This window comes from Ligilactobacillus ruminis DSM 20403 = NBRC 102161, from assembly GCF_900113455.1.
GTDB lineage: Bacteria > Bacillota > Bacilli > Lactobacillales > Lactobacillaceae > Ligilactobacillus > Ligilactobacillus ruminis.
Genome location: NZ_FOPI01000003.1, coordinates 1 through 17,137 on the forward strand (window position 1 = coordinate 1; position 17,137 = coordinate 17,137).

The 17,137-nt window shown below is 42.9% G+C and carries 14 protein-coding genes; 13 read left to right on the forward strand and 1 reads right to left on the reverse strand.

The features are described from left to right. Positions 1–311: 311 nt before the first annotated feature. Positions 312–1,244: an ROK family protein gene (locus tag BMZ95_RS00015; RefSeq protein ID WP_046922835.1), complete on the forward strand. Its 933-nt coding sequence runs from the start codon at positions 312–314 to the stop codon at positions 1,242–1,244. 108 nt (positions 1,245–1,352) lie between these two features. After that, complete coding sequence (locus tag BMZ95_RS11215; RefSeq protein ID WP_164477222.1) at positions 1,353–1,499, forward strand: hypothetical protein; 147 nt, start codon at positions 1,353–1,355, stop codon at positions 1,497–1,499. A 152-nt stretch (positions 1,500–1,651) separates the two neighbouring features. Here BMZ95_RS11215 and BMZ95_RS00020 read toward each other — a convergent pair whose 3' ends face one another. After that, a complete protein-coding gene (locus BMZ95_RS00020; RefSeq protein ID WP_014073588.1) occupies positions 1,652–3,031 on the reverse strand; it encodes an amino acid permease in 1,380 nt (459 codons plus the stop codon). Positions 3,032–3,543: 512 nt separating this feature from the next. Between BMZ95_RS00020 and purC the strand changes: the two genes are divergently transcribed. From purC to BMZ95_RS00075, 11 genes are all read left to right on the forward strand, one after another. Further along, positions 3,544–4,266 (forward strand): phosphoribosylaminoimidazolesuccinocarboxamide synthase, encoded by a 723-nt coding sequence (gene purC, locus BMZ95_RS00025; RefSeq protein WP_014073587.1) that lies wholly within the window; start codon positions 3,544–3,546, stop codon positions 4,264–4,266. Positions 4,267–4,268: 2 nt separating this feature from the next. Further along, complete coding sequence (gene purS / locus BMZ95_RS00030) at positions 4,269–4,520, forward strand: phosphoribosylformylglycinamidine synthase subunit PurS (RefSeq protein WP_046922834.1); 252 nt, start codon at positions 4,269–4,271, stop codon at positions 4,518–4,520. Further along, positions 4,520–5,206: a phosphoribosylformylglycinamidine synthase subunit PurQ gene (gene purQ, locus BMZ95_RS00035; protein ID WP_014073586.1), complete on the forward strand. Its 687-nt coding sequence runs from the start codon at positions 4,520–4,522 to the stop codon at positions 5,204–5,206. The genes purS and purQ overlap by 1 nt, the downstream gene beginning before the upstream one ends. Next, positions 5,206–7,431, forward strand: a complete 2,226-nt coding sequence (purL, locus tag BMZ95_RS00040) for a phosphoribosylformylglycinamidine synthase subunit PurL (RefSeq protein ID WP_046922833.1) — start codon at positions 5,206–5,208, stop codon at positions 7,429–7,431. The genes purQ and purL overlap by 1 nt, the downstream gene beginning before the upstream one ends. Then, positions 7,407–8,864, forward strand: a complete 1,458-nt coding sequence (purF, locus tag BMZ95_RS00045; protein WP_046922832.1) for an amidophosphoribosyltransferase — start codon at positions 7,407–7,409, stop codon at positions 8,862–8,864. Before purL ends, purF begins: the two co-directional genes overlap by 25 nt. Further along, positions 8,861–9,898 (forward strand): phosphoribosylformylglycinamidine cyclo-ligase, encoded by a 1,038-nt coding sequence (gene purM / locus BMZ95_RS00050; RefSeq protein ID WP_046922831.1) that lies wholly within the window; start codon positions 8,861–8,863, stop codon positions 9,896–9,898. The genes purF and purM overlap by 4 nt, the downstream gene beginning before the upstream one ends. Before the next feature lie 11 nt (positions 9,899–9,909). Continuing rightward, positions 9,910–10,512: a phosphoribosylglycinamide formyltransferase gene (gene purN / locus BMZ95_RS00055; RefSeq protein ID WP_046922830.1), complete on the forward strand. Its 603-nt coding sequence runs from the start codon at positions 9,910–9,912 to the stop codon at positions 10,510–10,512. Between the two features lie 3 nt (positions 10,513–10,515). Further along, on the forward strand, positions 10,516–12,054 hold the full coding sequence (gene purH / locus BMZ95_RS00060; protein ID WP_014073581.1) for a bifunctional phosphoribosylaminoimidazolecarboxamide formyltransferase/IMP cyclohydrolase: 1,539 nt from the start codon (positions 10,516–10,518) through the stop codon (positions 12,052–12,054). 18 nt (positions 12,055–12,072) lie between these two features. Continuing rightward, complete coding sequence (gene purD / locus BMZ95_RS00065; protein ID WP_046922829.1) at positions 12,073–13,338, forward strand: phosphoribosylamine--glycine ligase; 1,266 nt, start codon at positions 12,073–12,075, stop codon at positions 13,336–13,338. 116 nt (positions 13,339–13,454) lie between these two features. Further along, positions 13,455–15,998, forward strand: a complete 2,544-nt coding sequence (locus BMZ95_RS00070) for a M1 family metallopeptidase (protein ID WP_046922828.1) — start codon at positions 13,455–13,457, stop codon at positions 15,996–15,998. 195 nt (positions 15,999–16,193) lie between these two features. Continuing rightward, positions 16,194–17,084 carry a LysR family transcriptional regulator gene (locus tag BMZ95_RS00075; RefSeq protein ID WP_014073578.1) on the forward strand — a complete coding sequence of 297 codons (891 nt, stop codon included), beginning with the start codon at positions 16,194–16,196 and terminating at the stop codon, positions 17,082–17,084. Positions 17,085–17,137: the final 53 nt, after the last annotated feature.

The following is a 17,137-nucleotide window of genomic DNA, read 5'->3' on the forward strand; positions in this document are numbered from 1 at the left end:
CCTGATCGTGATCCTTTGAAAGAAGTTGTAGAATTTCCTCTTGATTTAAGGTAATATTTAATTGAGCCATTGTTCATCCTCCTAGTATTTTTAGTTTTTTTTGGTTAATTTAAATTATACCTGGGAGACGAGCACTTGGCTCTCTTTTTTTTATCAATTTACACCATTATACGGGCATAACCGATTTAGAAGCCGAAATTAATATTTCGGCTTTTTTTGTGAATAATTATTGGATTTTTAATCAAACTAGGAATAGAAATGATGTTTTGTTATATAATTGTCTGTGATCAAAATGGAATGAGGTGTGAAAAATGGCATTCTTATGCGTTGACATTGGCGGTACGCTTATCAAATACGGACTGTTGAGTGAAAGCGGCAAGCTTCTTTCAAGGAACACTGTCGAAACGCCCAAAAACTTGAATGATTTTAAATTATTGCTCCGGTCTCTTGTTGAAAGCTATCGTCAAAGGATTGACGGTATAGCGCTCTGCGCACCCGCAATGGTCATTTATGATGAAAAAGCCTTTTATAATTGCGAGGGCCTGCCGTTTATCAACGGAATTTCAATGAAAGAAATTTTCGGACCTGAAAACAAAGATTTGCCCATTACGGTTGAAAATGAAGGGATGGCCGCAACAACCGCAGAACTTTGGAACGGTTCGTTGAATGGGATTGACAGCGGAATTTTGCTGACGCTTGGCAGCGGCGTAACCGGTGGCTTCGTCGTTAATGGAGAATTGGTTCGCGGTGCTCATCATCAGGCAGGTTTGTTTTCGTTGATTCGGGATGAATTAAACGTTCGCGGAACTCAGGGGTTAGTTCGATCTAATTGTTCTGCTGTAAATATGATCAGGGCGATTAATCGCGTTTCAGGAAACGAAAATGAATTGGATGGCATTGCCGCATTTGAAAAAATCAAATCAGAAGATAAAAATGCCCGCGATATTTTTGCTCAGTTTTGCAAAAATATCGCGCAGCTTCTTTTTAATATGCAATTGACGATGGATGTTCAGCGTTTTGTTATTGGCGGTGGCATCAGTAACGAGGAAATCGTTCTTAAGACGATCAAGCAAAAATATACTGAAATTGTCTCTGAATTCCCGCAAGCACAGCAAGTATTGATTTATCCTGAATTGGTTAAATCAGAATATAGCAACGGAATCGGTCTTTATGGCGCTTTTTACAGCTACATGCAGCAGATGAACGGAGAAATCAGGCAGGAAACAAAAAAAGAACTGAAATAAGTTTTTAGAGGCGGGGAAAAAACTATGCTTCAAATTGAAAAACCGGATTAATTTGCAATTAATTGCAAATTAATCCGGTTTTTTGCATATGCATGATAATCGCTTGCTATGATTAAGAAAAAAGAGTTCGTTGGTAAACTTTTGGAGCACGGGCACTGCATCTGGCAAAGCAATTGGGATGAGATCTTGGCTGGTTTTTACGGGTATATTTCAAAAATCGCCGTTTTGACCGTAATCGATGGCTTGGCATACTGATTGAGCATGAGATGTTTAGCACTGTATTTGACAGAAAAGTTTGTTTTAGTATCGGCAAACAAAAATACCCTTCAAACACAAGAATAATTTCCTGTTCATCCTATGCTCAAAGGGTATTCGTTATAGTTGATTATTCGAGTCAAAATTGTTTTTTAAACGATGGTATCAGGAGATTCTTTGATTTTTCTGAACTTGACGACCGTCAAAAAGACGATGAGCCAAATCAATGCTCCGACTGCAGGGATGACGTTTTCCTTATTGAAGAACATGGTGATAAAGACAAACGAGAAAAATGCAATCGTCAACGGGTTCAAGATTTTATATGCCGGCATCTTGAATCCGTCTTCCATAAAGTCGCTTGATTGACGATAGCGATAATGAGCAATCATCGTCAGAATGCAAACAAGAATATAGATGTCGCCGCAAATTGAAGCAACGAGTGAAAAGGCTGCTGATAAAGCTTTGAAAGCACTAAGTACTGGTCCGAACAGCATCAGGCAGGCTGAGAACAAAACGGCATATGATGGGATGCCTGATTTCGAAACGTGTCGTAATTTTGAAAGAAATTTAGAATCGGATTCCACGGCAAGCTGGTACAAATGTCTCCCGGATGAAAAAATTGCTGAATTAAGGGCGGAGGTCGCAGCAACGATTACCACAAAATTGATTATCTGCGATGCGGCCGGCATTCCTGCAATTTGGAAAACCTGAACAAACGGGCTGCTTGACTGTGAAATTTGCTGCCAAGGGGTAATAGCCATGATTACGAACAGGGCACCGATATAAAAAATCAAAATTCTGAAAACAACTTGTTTAACGGCAAGCGGAAGAACCTGACGCGGATTTTTCGTTTCGGCAGTCGTGATACCGATAAATTCCATTCCTTCAAATGAGAAGAAAACCATCGGAAAGGCATTGAGAAATTCACGGAATCCATGCGGAAATGCTGTATAGTCTTTTGTGACATTCCCAAGACCGGCAGAAGTTCCGACGGGATTTTTATGATGAACGGCAATCATCCAAATGCCAACAAATATTAAAGCAATGATTGCGATGATTTTAATGATTGAAAGCATGCTTTCGGTTTTTCCGAAAAGACGAACAATACTTAAGTTGATAATCGACAAGATTCCAAGAATCAAAATTTCGATCAGCCATGCGGGAACGTTCGGAATCCATAAGCGAATATATGTAGCAATCGCAATTAATTCTGCCATGCCTGCGAGAATCAAAGTCATCCAATAGCTCCATTCTGCAAATTTGCCAAAATCGGCTCCCAAATATTGATGAATGAATGCGACAAAAGTATGCTGGCTCGGGTCTTTATACATCATTTCGCCAATGGCCCGCATCATTACTGAAAAGAACAGGCCGACAACAAGATAAACCAAAAGGATTGACGGACCTGTTCGGTGAATCGTCTGCCCGGCACCAAGGAATAAGCCGGTTCCGATTGCGCCGCCAAGCGCAATCATTTGGACGTTGAAATTGGTCAGTTCGCGTCTGGTACCATCTTTATTAATTTGTTCCATAAGAATACCTCCAAATATTAATGACTTTTGAGATAATGTCTGCGATACAAATTAAAATTATACTGCATTGTTCACATCCCTTAGTAGATTCATGGAAGATTTTATAACGCATAAATAAGGCTAATAACCGACAATTGTGTTAAATTCTTCGTTTTTAATGGATTGACTGTATTTTAAAGCTCAAAAAGATAATTGTCAAATCATTTTGTAAGAAAAAACTAATTCGATGTTAATTAATGTGACATGAAAGGGAGGCTGAAGTCATCTTTGCAAAAATGATAATTGCTTTTTAGCGTTAAAGTTCGCTTTTCTAATGTTTTGGAAGTTATCTTTAATGGAGCATGAGACATATTTCGTAATTTACTGATAAAAATCGATAATATAGCTTGATAGTTCGTGAAAGACTCTTGACGAAAGCCTGGATTATTGTTAATCTTAAAACGTAAATTAACGAATGTTTCTCGGTTGTGTTCGTTGATAAATTCGTTTTTTAAAGGAGACCTTATATTATCATGGCAAAATTGATTTATGAAGGCAAGGCCAAGCAAATGTGGAGTACGGATGATCCAGAAGTTTTACGCGTGGTTTACATGGATCAGGCAACAGCGTTGAACGGAAAGAAAAAGGATCAGATCAATGGCAAAGGAATCGTCAATAATGAAATTTCATCGCTTATTTTCCAGTATTTGATGAAAAAAGGCATCGAAACTCATTTCATTAAGAAACTTTCTGAAACTGAAGAGTTGGTTAAAAAAGTTGAGATTGTTCCGCTCGAAATGGTTACGCGAAACGTGTCTGCGGGTCATTTTGCTACACGCTTCGGGGTTGAGGAAGGCATCTGCTTCGAAAAGCCTGTTGAAGAGACATATTACAAGAGCGACGAATTGGATGACCCTTTTATCAATGAATCACAGTCTTTGGCATTGAAAATCGTTAAAAAAGAAGAACTTGACGCGATGTGGGATATTTCTCGGCGAGTGAACGAAATTTTGACTGCCTTATTTGACCGGATGGGACTTATTCTGGTTGATTTCAAACTTGAATTCGGGCGCTTGTCAAATGGACGCATCGTTTTGGCTGATGAATTTTCGCCTGATAATTGTCGTTTGTGGGACAAACAGACGCGTGCCCACATGGACAAGGACGTTTATCGACGCGATCTCGGCGATCTCACATCAGTATATGAAGAAGTTCTTCGTCGCTTAAAAAATGAATTATCCAAGGAGGAAGCATAAAAATGGTCAACGTACGCATCTATGTCACATATAAGGAATCTGTTTTCGATCCTCAGGGGGATACGATCAAGAATGCGATTCATGCTCTTGGACATGATGAGGTAGAAAACGTTAAAGTCGGAAAATTCTTTGACGTTGTAATCAATCCTGAAAAAAGGGACGTTGAAACGTCGGTTAAGGAAATTTCTGAAGAGCTGCTTGTAAACTTTAATCTTGAAACGTATCGTTATGAAGTTTTGGGAGGTCTTGATTAATGAAAATTGCAGTCGTAGTCTTCCCGGGATCAAACTGTGACATTGACATCTACGAAGCATTGCATACGGTTTGCGGTGCAGATGTTGAATACGTGTCGCATAAACGCGACAATTTGGACGGATTCGATGCAGTCATGCTTCCTGGAGGATTTTCCTATGGTGATTACCTGCGCTGCGGTGCGATTGCTCGGTTTGCAAACATTATGCCCGCAATCGTCAAAATGGCTGATGAAGGCAAGCCTGTATTTGGCACGTGCAACGGGTTTCAAATTCTTACCGAAGCCGGTTTGCTTCCGGGTGCGCTTAAGCAAAATGACAGTTTGAAGTTTGTTTGCAAGACGGTTGAACTTCAAGTTGAAAACAACAAAACTCCGTTTACGACAAAATATGGAGAAAAAGAGCATGTCAAACTTCCGATTGCGCACGCTGACGGAAGCTACTATGCGGATGACGAGACGCTTCAGAAATTGGAAGAAAACAATCAGGTCGTCTTCCGCTATGCGAATGAAAATCCGAATGGCTCGTTGCATGACATCGCCGGGGTGTGCAACGAACGCGGCAATGTTTTAGGCATGATGCCGCACCCGGAACGTGCCGTTGAGGCATTGCTCGGAAATACTGACGGATTGAGATTGTTTCAATCCTTGCTTGAAAACGGAACGGTAAAAACGGAGGTTGCAAACTAATGGCTGAAATGACCCCAGAAGAAATCAAAGAAAAAAAACCATATCTTGATTGGAGTTTGACGGAGCACGAATATGATTTTATTTGCGAAAAGCTGCTGCACCGCTTGCCCAACTATACTGAAACGGGTTTGTTTTCGGTTATGTGGAGCGAGCATTGCTCATATAAAAAGTCAAAACCGGTACTGCGCCTGTTTCCTAACAAGAATGAAAGAGTTTTGCAAGGACCTGGTGAAGGTGCGGGTATTATTGATATTGGCGATAATCAGGCAGTTGTCTTTAAAGCTGAAAGTCATAATCACCCTTCAGCCGTTGAACCATATGAAGGTGCTGCAACAGGCGTAGGCGGAATCTTGCGCGACATTTTCAGCATGGGCGCTCGTCCGATTGCATCGCTTGATTCTTTACACTTCGGCGAAATCGATCGTCCAAGAACTAAGTACCTGATCAATGAAGTCGTTGCCGGCATCGGCGGGTACGGCAACTGTATGGGAATTCCGACGATTGCCGGTGAAATGACGTTTGATGAATGTTATACGGGCAATTGCCTTGTCAATGCGATGAGCGTTGGCTTGATGGATCAGGCAGATATGCAAAAGGGTCGAGCTTCCGGGATCGGAAATGCAGTCATTTACGTTGGTGCAAAAACCGGACGTGACGGCATCCATGGTGCAACGTTTGCTTCTGCTGATTTTGACGATGAAAAAGAAACTCAGCGTTCAGCAGTTCAGGTCGGCAATCCGTTTATGGAAAAGCTTTTGATGGAAGCTTGTCTCGAGTTGACTCATGATCATGCGGATTGGCTTGTCGGGATTCAAGACATGGGTGCCGCAGGCATCGTTTCTTCATCTTGTGAAATGGCTTCAAAAGCTGATTCCGGCATGGAACTTGATTTGGATTTTGTTCCTCAGCGCGAAACTAACATGTCCGCATATGAAATCATGCTTTCAGAATCCCAGGAACGCATGCTGCTTTGCGTTCGCAAGGGACATGAAGAGGACGTCATCAAACTTTTTAAAGAATATGACCTTGAAGCAGTTGTGATTGGTCGCGTTACGGAAGGGCATCAATACGTATTGCGTCATCATGGCAAGGTTGTTACCGATATTCCGGTCTCCAGTTTGACGGAAGACGTTTTGGAAGAGCCAAGCGAAGAACGCGTCCCCCAACGCATTCTTGACGCAAAAAAGGCGCCTGAATACGTTCCTGAAGTTGAAGATGCAAATGAGATGCTCAAAAAAATCTTGGCCCAACCAACGATTGCTTCTAAAGAAATGTTTACTCAAACATATGATTCGCAAGTCAGAACTTCAACTGTTGTCGGACCTGGCTCTGATTCCGGCGTATTACGCGTGCGCGGAACAAAGAAAGGACTTTCAATGACGACTGACGGAAACGGTCGTTTTGTCTATCTTGATCCTAAGATCGGCGGCAAGCGTGCCGTTGCTGAAGCGTGCGCAAACATTGTTTCATCTGGTGCTCTTCCGCTTGGAATAACTGATTGCTTGAATTACGGCGATCCTAACGTTCCGGAAATTTATTGGGAGCTTCATCAGTCAGTCGAAGGAATGGCAGAAGCATGCAAAGTATTTGATACACCGGTTATTTCAGGCAACGTCAGCCTTTATAATGAAAATAACGGTGAAGCCATTTACGGAACGCCAATGGTCGGAATGGTCGGATTGATCAAAGACATCAAGCATGTGATACCTTCGTTCGTTCAAACGGAAGGGGCAAACGTCTACTTAGTGGGAGATAAGACCGGCAATGATTTTGCAGGGTCGGAAATTCAAAAGATGCTGACCGGCAAAATCAATGGTGCTTTGAACGATTTGGATCTTGAACATATGAATCTTTATATGAGAAATCTTTTGAATGCGATGGAACAAGGATTGGTTCAAAGTTCACATGATGCAAGTGAAGGCGGTTTAGCCGTTGCAATGGCAGAAACGGTCTTTGGAACCGAATTTGGTTTGAAACTTGATCTTGATTTGACAAAAGCACAGTTGTTCAGCGAAACTCCGGGACGTTTCATTGTTACTGCTGCACCGGAAAATGCAGCGGCATTCGAAAATATTCTTGGCGATGATGCCGTAAAAATCGGTGTTGTCACATCCGAACATGAGATTAAGTCAGAACTTGCTGACGGAAAGCTTGATGTTTCTGCCGATGAAGCACAAAAGATTTGGGAGGAAGCATTACCGTGCCTTATGAAATCAAAGGATTAAATGAAGAATGCGGTGTTTTTGGGGTTTTTGGATCGCAAGAAGCTGCTCATATGACATACTTCGGACTTCACAGCTTGCAGCATCGCGGGCAAGAAGGTGCCGGCATCGTTTCAAGCGATGGCATCAGTCTTCGTCAATATCGCAATCGCGGATTGTTGTCAGAAGTTTTTGCAAATCCTCAAGACCTTAATCGCTTGGAAGGAACAAGCGCGATCGGTCACGTTCGCTATGGAACGAGCGGCAATAATTCGATTGCAAACGTTCAGCCGTTTTTGTTTCATTTTCATGACGGCGACGTTGCTTTGGCTCATAACGGGAATTTGACCAACGCTAAAAGCCTAAAGCAAAAACTTGAGGATGAAGGTGCTGTTTTTCAATCTAATTCTGATACTGAAATTTTGATACATTTAATCAGGCAGAAACAGGATCTTGATTTTATCGATGCGTTAAAGTCAAGCTTGAATGAGATTCACGGAGGATTTGCCTTCGTCATTTTGCGCAAGGATCAATTGATTGCGGCCCTTGATCCGAACGGTTTCAGACCCCTTTGCATCGGGCGTCTTTCAGACGGAGGGTACGTCGTTGCAAGCGAAACATGTGCCTTGGATATGGTCGGTGCTGAATTTGTCAGAGACGTGCTTCCGGGAGAACTGATCATCATTGACGAAAACGGCATTCGGATTGAACATTTTACGACAGATACGGAATTGGCTATTTGTTCAATGGAATACATTTACTTTGCGCGGCCGGACTCCATTATCCACGGAGTAACCGTTCATAATGCAAGAAAGCGAATGGGAAAACTGCTTGCAAAGGAACAGCCGGTTGATTGCGATATGGTCATCGGCGTTCCGAATTCATCTCTTTCAGCGGCTTCAGGTTTTGCAGAAGAAGCAGGACTGCCGTATGAAATGGGACTCATTAAAAACCAATATGTTGCCAGAACGTTTATTCAGCCAACGCAAGAATTGAGAGAACGCGGCGTCAAAATGAAACTTTCAGCCGTTCGGGGCGTTGTAGAAGGAAAGAGAGTCGCAATCATTGATGATTCGATCGTTCGCGGGACAACGTCGATGCAAATCGTCAGAATGCTCAAGGAAGCAGGCGCAAAAGAGGTTCATATGCGGATTGCTTCGCCTCCGCTTAAATTTCCTTGTTTCTACGGAATCGATATTTCGACGCGTTCCGAATTAATGGCTGCAAACTACAGCATTGATGAAATGTGCAAGATGATCGGTGCTGATTCTCTTGGCTTTTTGAGCGTTGAAAGTTTGATTGAAGCAATCGACCTTCCTGATGCGGGCAACGCTCCTAACGGCGGCCTGACCGTTGCTTATTTTGACGGAAAATATCCAACGCCGCTTTATGATTACGAAGAAGGCTACCTGGCCTCGTTAAACAAACAGCATCAACGAGAGGAGAAACAGCAATGAGTCGATATGCTGATGCCGGTGTTGACGTCAACGCCGGATATGAACTTGTGCGTCAAATCAAAGATAACGTCAAATCAACTGCACGTCTTGGCGTGATGGGGGGACTTGGAAGTTTTGGCGGAATGTTCGATCTTTCAGAACTGCATCTGAAACATCCAGTACTTGTTTCCGGTACCGATGGTGTCGGAACAAAACTGATGATTGCACAAAAAATGAATAAGCATGACACGATCGGAATTGACTGCGTGGCAATGTGCGTGAATGATATTTTGGCCCAGGGTGCGGAGCCTCTGTATTTTTTAGACTATATAGCAACCGGAAAGAATACACCAGAAAAAATGGCACAGATTGTTGCGGGAGTTGCCGAAGGTTGTCGTCAGGCGGGATGCGCTCTTATTGGCGGCGAAACGGCCGAAATGCCGGATATGTACGATGAAGATGAATATGATCTTGCTGGGTACTCGACCGGTGCCGCCGAAAAGGAAAATCTTTTGACGTCTGACAAACCGAAAGCAGGCGACGTTTTGATCGGGCTTCCGTCAAGCGGACTCCATTCAAACGGTTTTTCTTTGGTGCGTCAAATTTTGTTCAAGGATCATTCCGTCAAATTGGATGCCGAACCTGTCGAATTGGAAGGAAAAACCGTTGGAGAGGCAATTCTTGAACCGACCAAAATTTACGTTAAGGCAGTTTTGCCATTAATCAGGCGAGGATTGGTAGATGGAGTCAGTCATATCACTGGCGGTGGATTGATTGAAAATCTTCCGCGAATGTATTCTGATGATCTTCAGGCTGAAATCATGCTCGGTTCATGGAAGGTCTTGCCAGTGTTCAGATATCTTCAAAAAATGGGCGAACTTGCCGAAGACGATATGCGCGAAACGTTTAACCTGGGTTTGGGGATGATTTTGGCCGTCAAACCCGAAAACGTTGATGCTCTTGTTGGGTTGCTTGAAGATGAAAACGAATCTTGGTATAAGGTCGGCCAATTGAAAAAACGTCCAGATGGTGAAGAAAAAATTATTTTCAGGTAAGGGGCAGAATTATGAAAATTGCAATTTTGGCTTCCGGAAACGGAACTAATTTTCAAGCTTTGGCTGAAAAATTTCAATCAGGTGAAATTCCCGGCGAATTGGCGTTGCTTTTTTGCGATCATCCTGATGCTTATGTGGTTGAACGTGCCAAAAAGCTCAACGTTCCTTATGAATCTTTTACGGTGAAGGAATGCGGCGGCAAGAAGCCATATGAAGAAAGACTTTTAGATTTGCTTAATGCGAATCAGATTGACTTTTTGATCTTAGCAGGATACATGCGCGTAATCGGTGCAGAGATTATCAAAACGTTTGAAAACAGCATCATTAACCTTCATCCTGCTTACCTGCCGGAATATCCCGGACTTCATTCGATTGAGAGGGCTTTTGAAGATCATGTTCAAAACGGCAGGACAGAAACCGGCGTAACCGTTCATTATGTTGATTGCGGCCTTGATTCGGGTCCGATTATCGCACAGCGTCACGTTCCGATTTATGATGAGGACACGGTTGATGAGTTGGAAGAAAGGGTTCATGAATGTGAGCACATTTTATTTCCGCAGACGATCAAAAGAGTGTTAAATGACAGAATTGCATACGAGAAAGGAAGTAATTGAAAAATGAGACGAGCACTTGTCAGTGTTTCCGATAAAAATGATCTGGTACCTTTCGTAAAGGGATTGGTTGAAAATGATTTTGAAATCATTTCAACAGGCGGGACAAAAAAGGTTCTTGATGAAGCAGGAATTAAAACGATTTCAGTTGAAGAAGTTACCGGTTTTCCTGAAATTTTGGATGGTCGCGTCAAAACGCTCAACCCATATATTCACGGAGGGCTGCTCGGACGTCGAGATGTTCCCGAACACGTTGAGACGATGAAGAAACTCAATATTCATCCGATTGATTTGGTTTGCGTCAACTTGTATCCTTTCAAGCAAACGATTGAAAAACCGGATTGCACGTTGGCTGATGCGATTGAAAACATCGATATTGGTGGCCCGAGCATGGTTCGTTCTGCAGCTAAAAATTATCACGACGTTACGATTGTGGTTGACAAAGCCGATTATCAAACGGTGTTGGACGAATTTAACGAAAACGGCAAAACAACGCTTGAAACGCGGGCAAAATTGGCTGCCAAGGCATTCAGACACACGGCTGCGTATGATGCGCTCATTTCACAATATTTATCTGAAAAAGTCGGGGTTGAAGCACCTGAAAAGCTTACTTTAACGTACGAGCTCGAAGATACGATGCGGTATGGCGAAAATTCTCATCAACGCGCTTGGTTTTATCGGGATGCATTGCCGAAGAAGTATTCGGTTTCCAGTGCAAAACAGCTTCACGGAAAACAGCTTTCTTATAACAATATCAAAGATGCTGATGCTGCAATCAGAATTGCGCGAGAATTCAATGAACCGACCGTCGTTGCTTTGAAACATATGAATCCGTGCGGAATCGGACGTGCTGATAATATCGAAACAGCTTGGGATCGTGCCTATGCTGCTGATCCGATTTCGATTTTTGGTGGAATTATCGTCTTGAATCGAAAAGTCGATCTCAAAACGGCTGAAAAGATGCATGAACTCTTTTTGGAAATCATTATTGCTCCTGGTTATGACGATGATGCGTTTGAAGTTTTGGCCAAAAAGAAGAATATCCGTCTGCTGCAGCTTGATTTTGAAAACAAGGATGAAAAGACTCGTTTTGAAACGGTTTCGATTATGGGCGGGCTTTTGATGCAAGAGCAAGACGTCATCGAAGAAAATGAATCCGAATGGAAGGTCGTAACTAAGAACAAGCCGACGAAAGAACAGCTTGAAGCATTGATGTTTGCTTGGAAGGCAGTTAAACATACGAAATCAAATGCAATCGTTGTCGCCGATGACAAGCAGACGCTGGGAATCGGCGCGGGACAGCCGAACCGCATCGATTCAACGAAGATTGCCATCAAGCATGCCGGAGACAAGATTACTGATGCTGCCGTGATGGCATCCGATGCGTTCTTCCCGATGGATGATTGCGTCCAATATGCCGCAGAACACGGTATCAAGGCAATCGTTCATCCTGGCGGCTCGATTCGTGATCAAGATTCCATTGATATGGCCGACAAGTACGGCATCACGATGGTTATGACAGGCATTCGTCACTTCAGACACTAAGATTTTAGGTGATAATTGATGAAAGATAATCTGAATTTGTTAGTCGTAGGTTCCGGGGGACGTGAACATGCGATTGCCAAGAAGCTGCTTGAAAGTTCGCATGTTGAGCATGTTTACGTTGCGCCAGGAAACATCGGAATGGAAAGCGAAGGCATTTCAACGGTTGCAATCGAAGAAACCGATTTTGACGCTTTGAAGGGGTTTGCTTATGACCACGGAATCGAATGGACGTTTGTCGGTCCGGAAGATGCTCTTTGCGCTGGCATCGTTGATTCGTTCAGAAAAGACGGCTTGAAGATTTTTGGACCCGACAAAGAAGCGGCACGTCTTGAAGGTTCGAAGGATTTTGCTTTGGAATTTATGGAAAAGCATCATGTTCCTACCGCAAAATACAGTACGTTCCGTTCATCAGAAGATGCGATCAGCGGTTTGGAAAAATTTGAAGAACCGGTCGTTATCAAAGCTGACGGTCTTGCTGGCGGTAAAGGCGTCGTTATCGCCAAGACGAAGGCGGAAGCTGAAGAAGAAATCAAGGCGATGTTCAGAAAAGGACAAGAGCAAATCGTTTTGGAAGAATTTCTTTCCGGTGACGAATATTCGATGTTTGTCGTGATCGGTGAAGAAGATTATCGCATTCTTCCGATGGCTCAAGACCACAAGCGAGCATATGATCGCGATGAAGGTCCAAACACGGGCGGAATGGGGGCCTATAGTCCTTTGCCTCAGCTTTCCGAATCAGACTATGAGCGAATGGTTGAAGAGGTTGTCGAACCGACCATTAATGGTTTGCGCAAAGCCGAATTCAATTATATCGGCTTGATTTATATCGGGATGATTTTAACGGGGCAAGGACCAAAAGTAATCGAATACAACGTCCGTTTAGGCGATCCGGAAACGCAAGTTGTTTTGCCGCGAATCGATTCCGATTTTGCCGAGTTGGTTGACGCGGCCATCAACGGTAATCCGCTTCCAAAAGTTAAGCAAACTGAAAATGCCGTTATAGGCGTTGTTTTAGCTGCTGAGGGCTATCCGAAATCTCCTGTCAAAGGCCATAAATTGCCTGAACTTGAAGAATCAGGCGATATTTCAATCGATTATGCAAACGTTGCGGGCGAATTTCCAAACGTTACCGCAAATGGAGGGCGTTTGCTGACGGCAATCGCAACTGCTGAAACGATTGAAGATGCTCAACAAAAGATTTATCGATATCTTGAAGAGCATGAATTTGACAAGTGCTTTTATCGTAAAGACATCGGCTATAAGGCAACAGGAAAAAGGTTTTAAAAGTATTTTGCAAGCGGGCTCGTTTGATGCTGAGTCCGCTTTTTGTGCAATTAATTATCTAAAGGCGTATAATTGATGTGTGTGATTAATTTGTCATGAAAGTTGAGGAAGTTACAATGGCTGAACTATTAAGATTTTATAATGATTTTCAACCAAGTCACTACGATTTGTATATTGATATCAATCGTTCAAAGAAAACGATTGTCGGGAAAACAACAATTGTCGGCGAAGCCAAAAAGACCGATATTGCAATTCATCAAAAATATTTGAACGTTAAGAGCGTTAAAGAAAATGGTAAAAATGCGGAATTTAAGGTTGACGATGCAAACGATGCGATTTTGATCAAACTTGAAAATGCAGGGAAAACAGAGCTTTTCATCGAATATGATGCTGAACTTACCGACACGATGATGGGGATTTACCCATCATACTATGAAGTCGATGGTCAAAAAAAGCAGATTATCGGGACTCAATTCGAAACGAACGCTGCTCGTCAAGCATTTCCTTGTGTTGACGAACCTGAAGCCAAGGCAACGTTTTCTCTTGCGCTTAAATATGATGAGCATGAAGGCGAAACGACTTTGAGCAATATGCCGGAAATCAAATGCGAAGACGGCGTCCATTATTTTCAAGAAACAGTTCGTATGTCTACATACCTTGTGGCATTTGCCTTTGGCGAACTGCAAGGCAAGCTGACTGAAACGAAAAGCGGCGTCAAGATCGGTGTTTTTGGAACGAAAGCACATAAATCCAAAGAACTTGATTTTGCTTTAGACATTGCCAAGCGCTCAATCGAATTTTATGAAGATTACTATCAAACGCCTTATCCGTTGCCTCATTCCTGGCAGTTGGCACTGCCTGACTTTTCAGCAGGCGCGATGGAAAACTGGGGACTCGTTACTTATCGCGAAGTCTATTTGATGGTTGATCCCGACCACACGGCCTTGGATCAAAAAAAGCTTGTTGCGACCGTTATTGCGCATGAGCTTGCTCATCAATGGTTCGGAGATCTTGTCACGATGAAATGGTGGGATGATTTATGGTTGAATGAAAGTTTTGCCAACATGATGGAGTACGTTGCCGTTGATGCTCTTGAACCGGATTGGAATATTTGGGAAATGTTCCAAACGTCAGAAGCGGCTGCAGCACTTTTGCGCGATGCAACCGATGGGGTTCAGTCAGTCCATGTCGAAGTTAACGACCCTGCCGAAATCGATACGCTTTTTGATGGTGCAATCGTTTATGCTAAGGGCTCAAGGATGCTTGTCATGGTTCGTTCTTTGATCGGTGATGACGCTTTGCGCAAAGGATTGAAAAATTATTTTGCGGAACATAAGTATTCCAATGCTGCTGGAGCAGATTTATGGAAGGCGCTCGGAGAAGCTTCCGGAATCGATGTCGGCACGATCATGAATTCATGGCTCGAACAGCCGGGATACCCTGTCGTTTCGGCAAGGGTTGACGATGGAAAACTCGTCCTGACGCAAAAGCAATTCTTCATCGGCAAAGGAAAAGAAGTTTCTCGCAAGTGGCAAATTCCGCTCAACAGCAATTATGAAGAAGTTCCGGATCTCATGGCGGATAAAGAGCTTGTTGTGGGCGATTATGCTGAAATGAGGCAAAAAGAAGGCAAGCCTTTCCGCTTGAATCTGGAAAACAATGCGCATTTTATCGTTGAGTACGATGATGAATTGTTCAAGGATATTTTGGAAAATACTGAAGAACTAGATGACATTTCCGAACTCCAACTGATGCAGGATCTTTACTTGTTGGCAGAAGGTCAAAAAATTGACTATAAGGAACTTGTGCCGTTGCTTCAGCTATTTGCGAACAGCAAATCCAGCATGGTCAACCAATACTTGTATTCGGTTGCAAACGGTTTTAAGAAGTTCGTTGAAGCCGATACGAAAGAAGAAAAAGAACTGCGTCGCTATTTTGAAACTCTGAGTTCGGAAAACTTCAAGCGTTTGGGCGTCTTGCCAAAGGATGGCGAAACGGCAGAAGACGAATTGTCTCGTCCGTTCGTATTAAGTGCCGCATTGTATGCCAAAAATGAGGATGCAATCAAAGAAACGCATGATTTGTTCGTTGCGTCAAAGGATAATCTGCTTGAGGTTTCAGCAGGAATTCGACCTTACGTTTTGATGAACGAAGTCGTCAACTTCAGTTCTGATGATTTATTCGACAAGCTTCTTGAGGAATATCGCAAAACAGCTGACGGCGGGTATAAGGCCGATATCAGATATGCGTTGACAAAGACGCCGGACATCAAATCGGCAGAGAAAATCGTTTCTTATTTTGAAGATGCCGATACGATCAAGCCGCAAGATCTTCGCGGATGGTTCCAGGGAGTTTTGGCCAATGAAAAAGGTCAAGAAGCCGCTTGGAATTGGATTTGCGATGAATGGGGCTGGCTTGAAAAAACGGTCGGCGGCGATATGGAATTTCCGACATATGTTACGGTTATCTCCAAAGTATTCAAAACCAGGAAACGTTTGGAAGAATTCAAGCGATTCTTTGAGCCAAAACTTGACAATCCGGGACTGGCTCGCGAAATTAAGATGGATACGGAAGTTATTCAAAGCCGCATCAATCTGATTGAAACACAAAAAGCCGGTCTCAATGCGGCAATTGAAAAGGAAATCGCTAGATTGAGATAAAGTTACGGTTGGATGTTTTTGATCGTTTCAAATGAAAAATTTGCTAAAAATCTTCGGGAAAAGTTGTCTCGAAGATTTTTTTGATGAATAAAATTTTTAAAGATTGTGAATTCGTGTTAATTCAGACTCTTGAAATTTGTGCTAACAGGTGATAACGTTATCAAGTAAACAAGAATGTAAAGGTGGTGGTAGACTATGGCTAATTTTGCGTATCGTGTATTTAGCGAGGTTGCCAAGCAAAAGACGTTTGTCTCAGCGGCAAATATATTGAACGTTACACCGTCGGCAATCAGTCACTCGATTTCCGGATTGGAGGAAGAACTGGGTTTTGCATTGTTTGTCCGCAACAGAACCGGCATAATGTTGACCCCTGATGGAGAAAAGGTTTTGCCGATCGTTCAGGAAATACTTAACTCGGAAGCTAAGCTTAATGAAGAAGCCGCGAGAATCAAAGGACTGAATCAAGGATCGATCAGAATCGGAGCCTTCAGCAGCGTCTGCATCAATTGGCTTCCTGACGTTATCAACGCATTCAAGAAAAAATATCCTGAAGTTGAGATCTCAGTCAGACAGGGGGCTTTCAATGAAGTTGCAGAGTCAGTCAGGTTCGGCAGCCTTGAAATCGGTTTCTCAGCTTTGCCGATTCAAGAAAAGCTTTCGGTTTTGCCGCTTTATAAAGACAGAATTTATTGCGTTGCTCCTGAAGGTTTCGTTCCTGAAAACGGAAAAACGGTCGTTGCTTCCGACGTTTGCGACGAAACGTTTATTTTGCAGCAAATCGACTATGACAGGGACACCAAAAAAGCTTTGGATGCCTTTCATGTTTCGCTGAACTCTATTCAGTACAGTATCGACGATGCTTCGATTATTGCAATGGTCGAATCAGGACTCGGATTTGGTATTTTGCCGGAGCTTGCGCTGCAAAAACTTTCGGGTCGGGTGGTTTGTTATCCGTTTGATGGAAATTTTTATCGGACGATTTGTTTGGTTTCGCACGCTAAGAGCCAACAGACCCCGTCAACCCAAGTATTTATCGAAGAAGTTCAGACATATCTTGATAAGCGTTACGGAAAAAAACGTCTTTAAATGAAAGGAGAAAGGGGCAAGCTGACTCTTGGATTTAAATGCAGCGCACGATT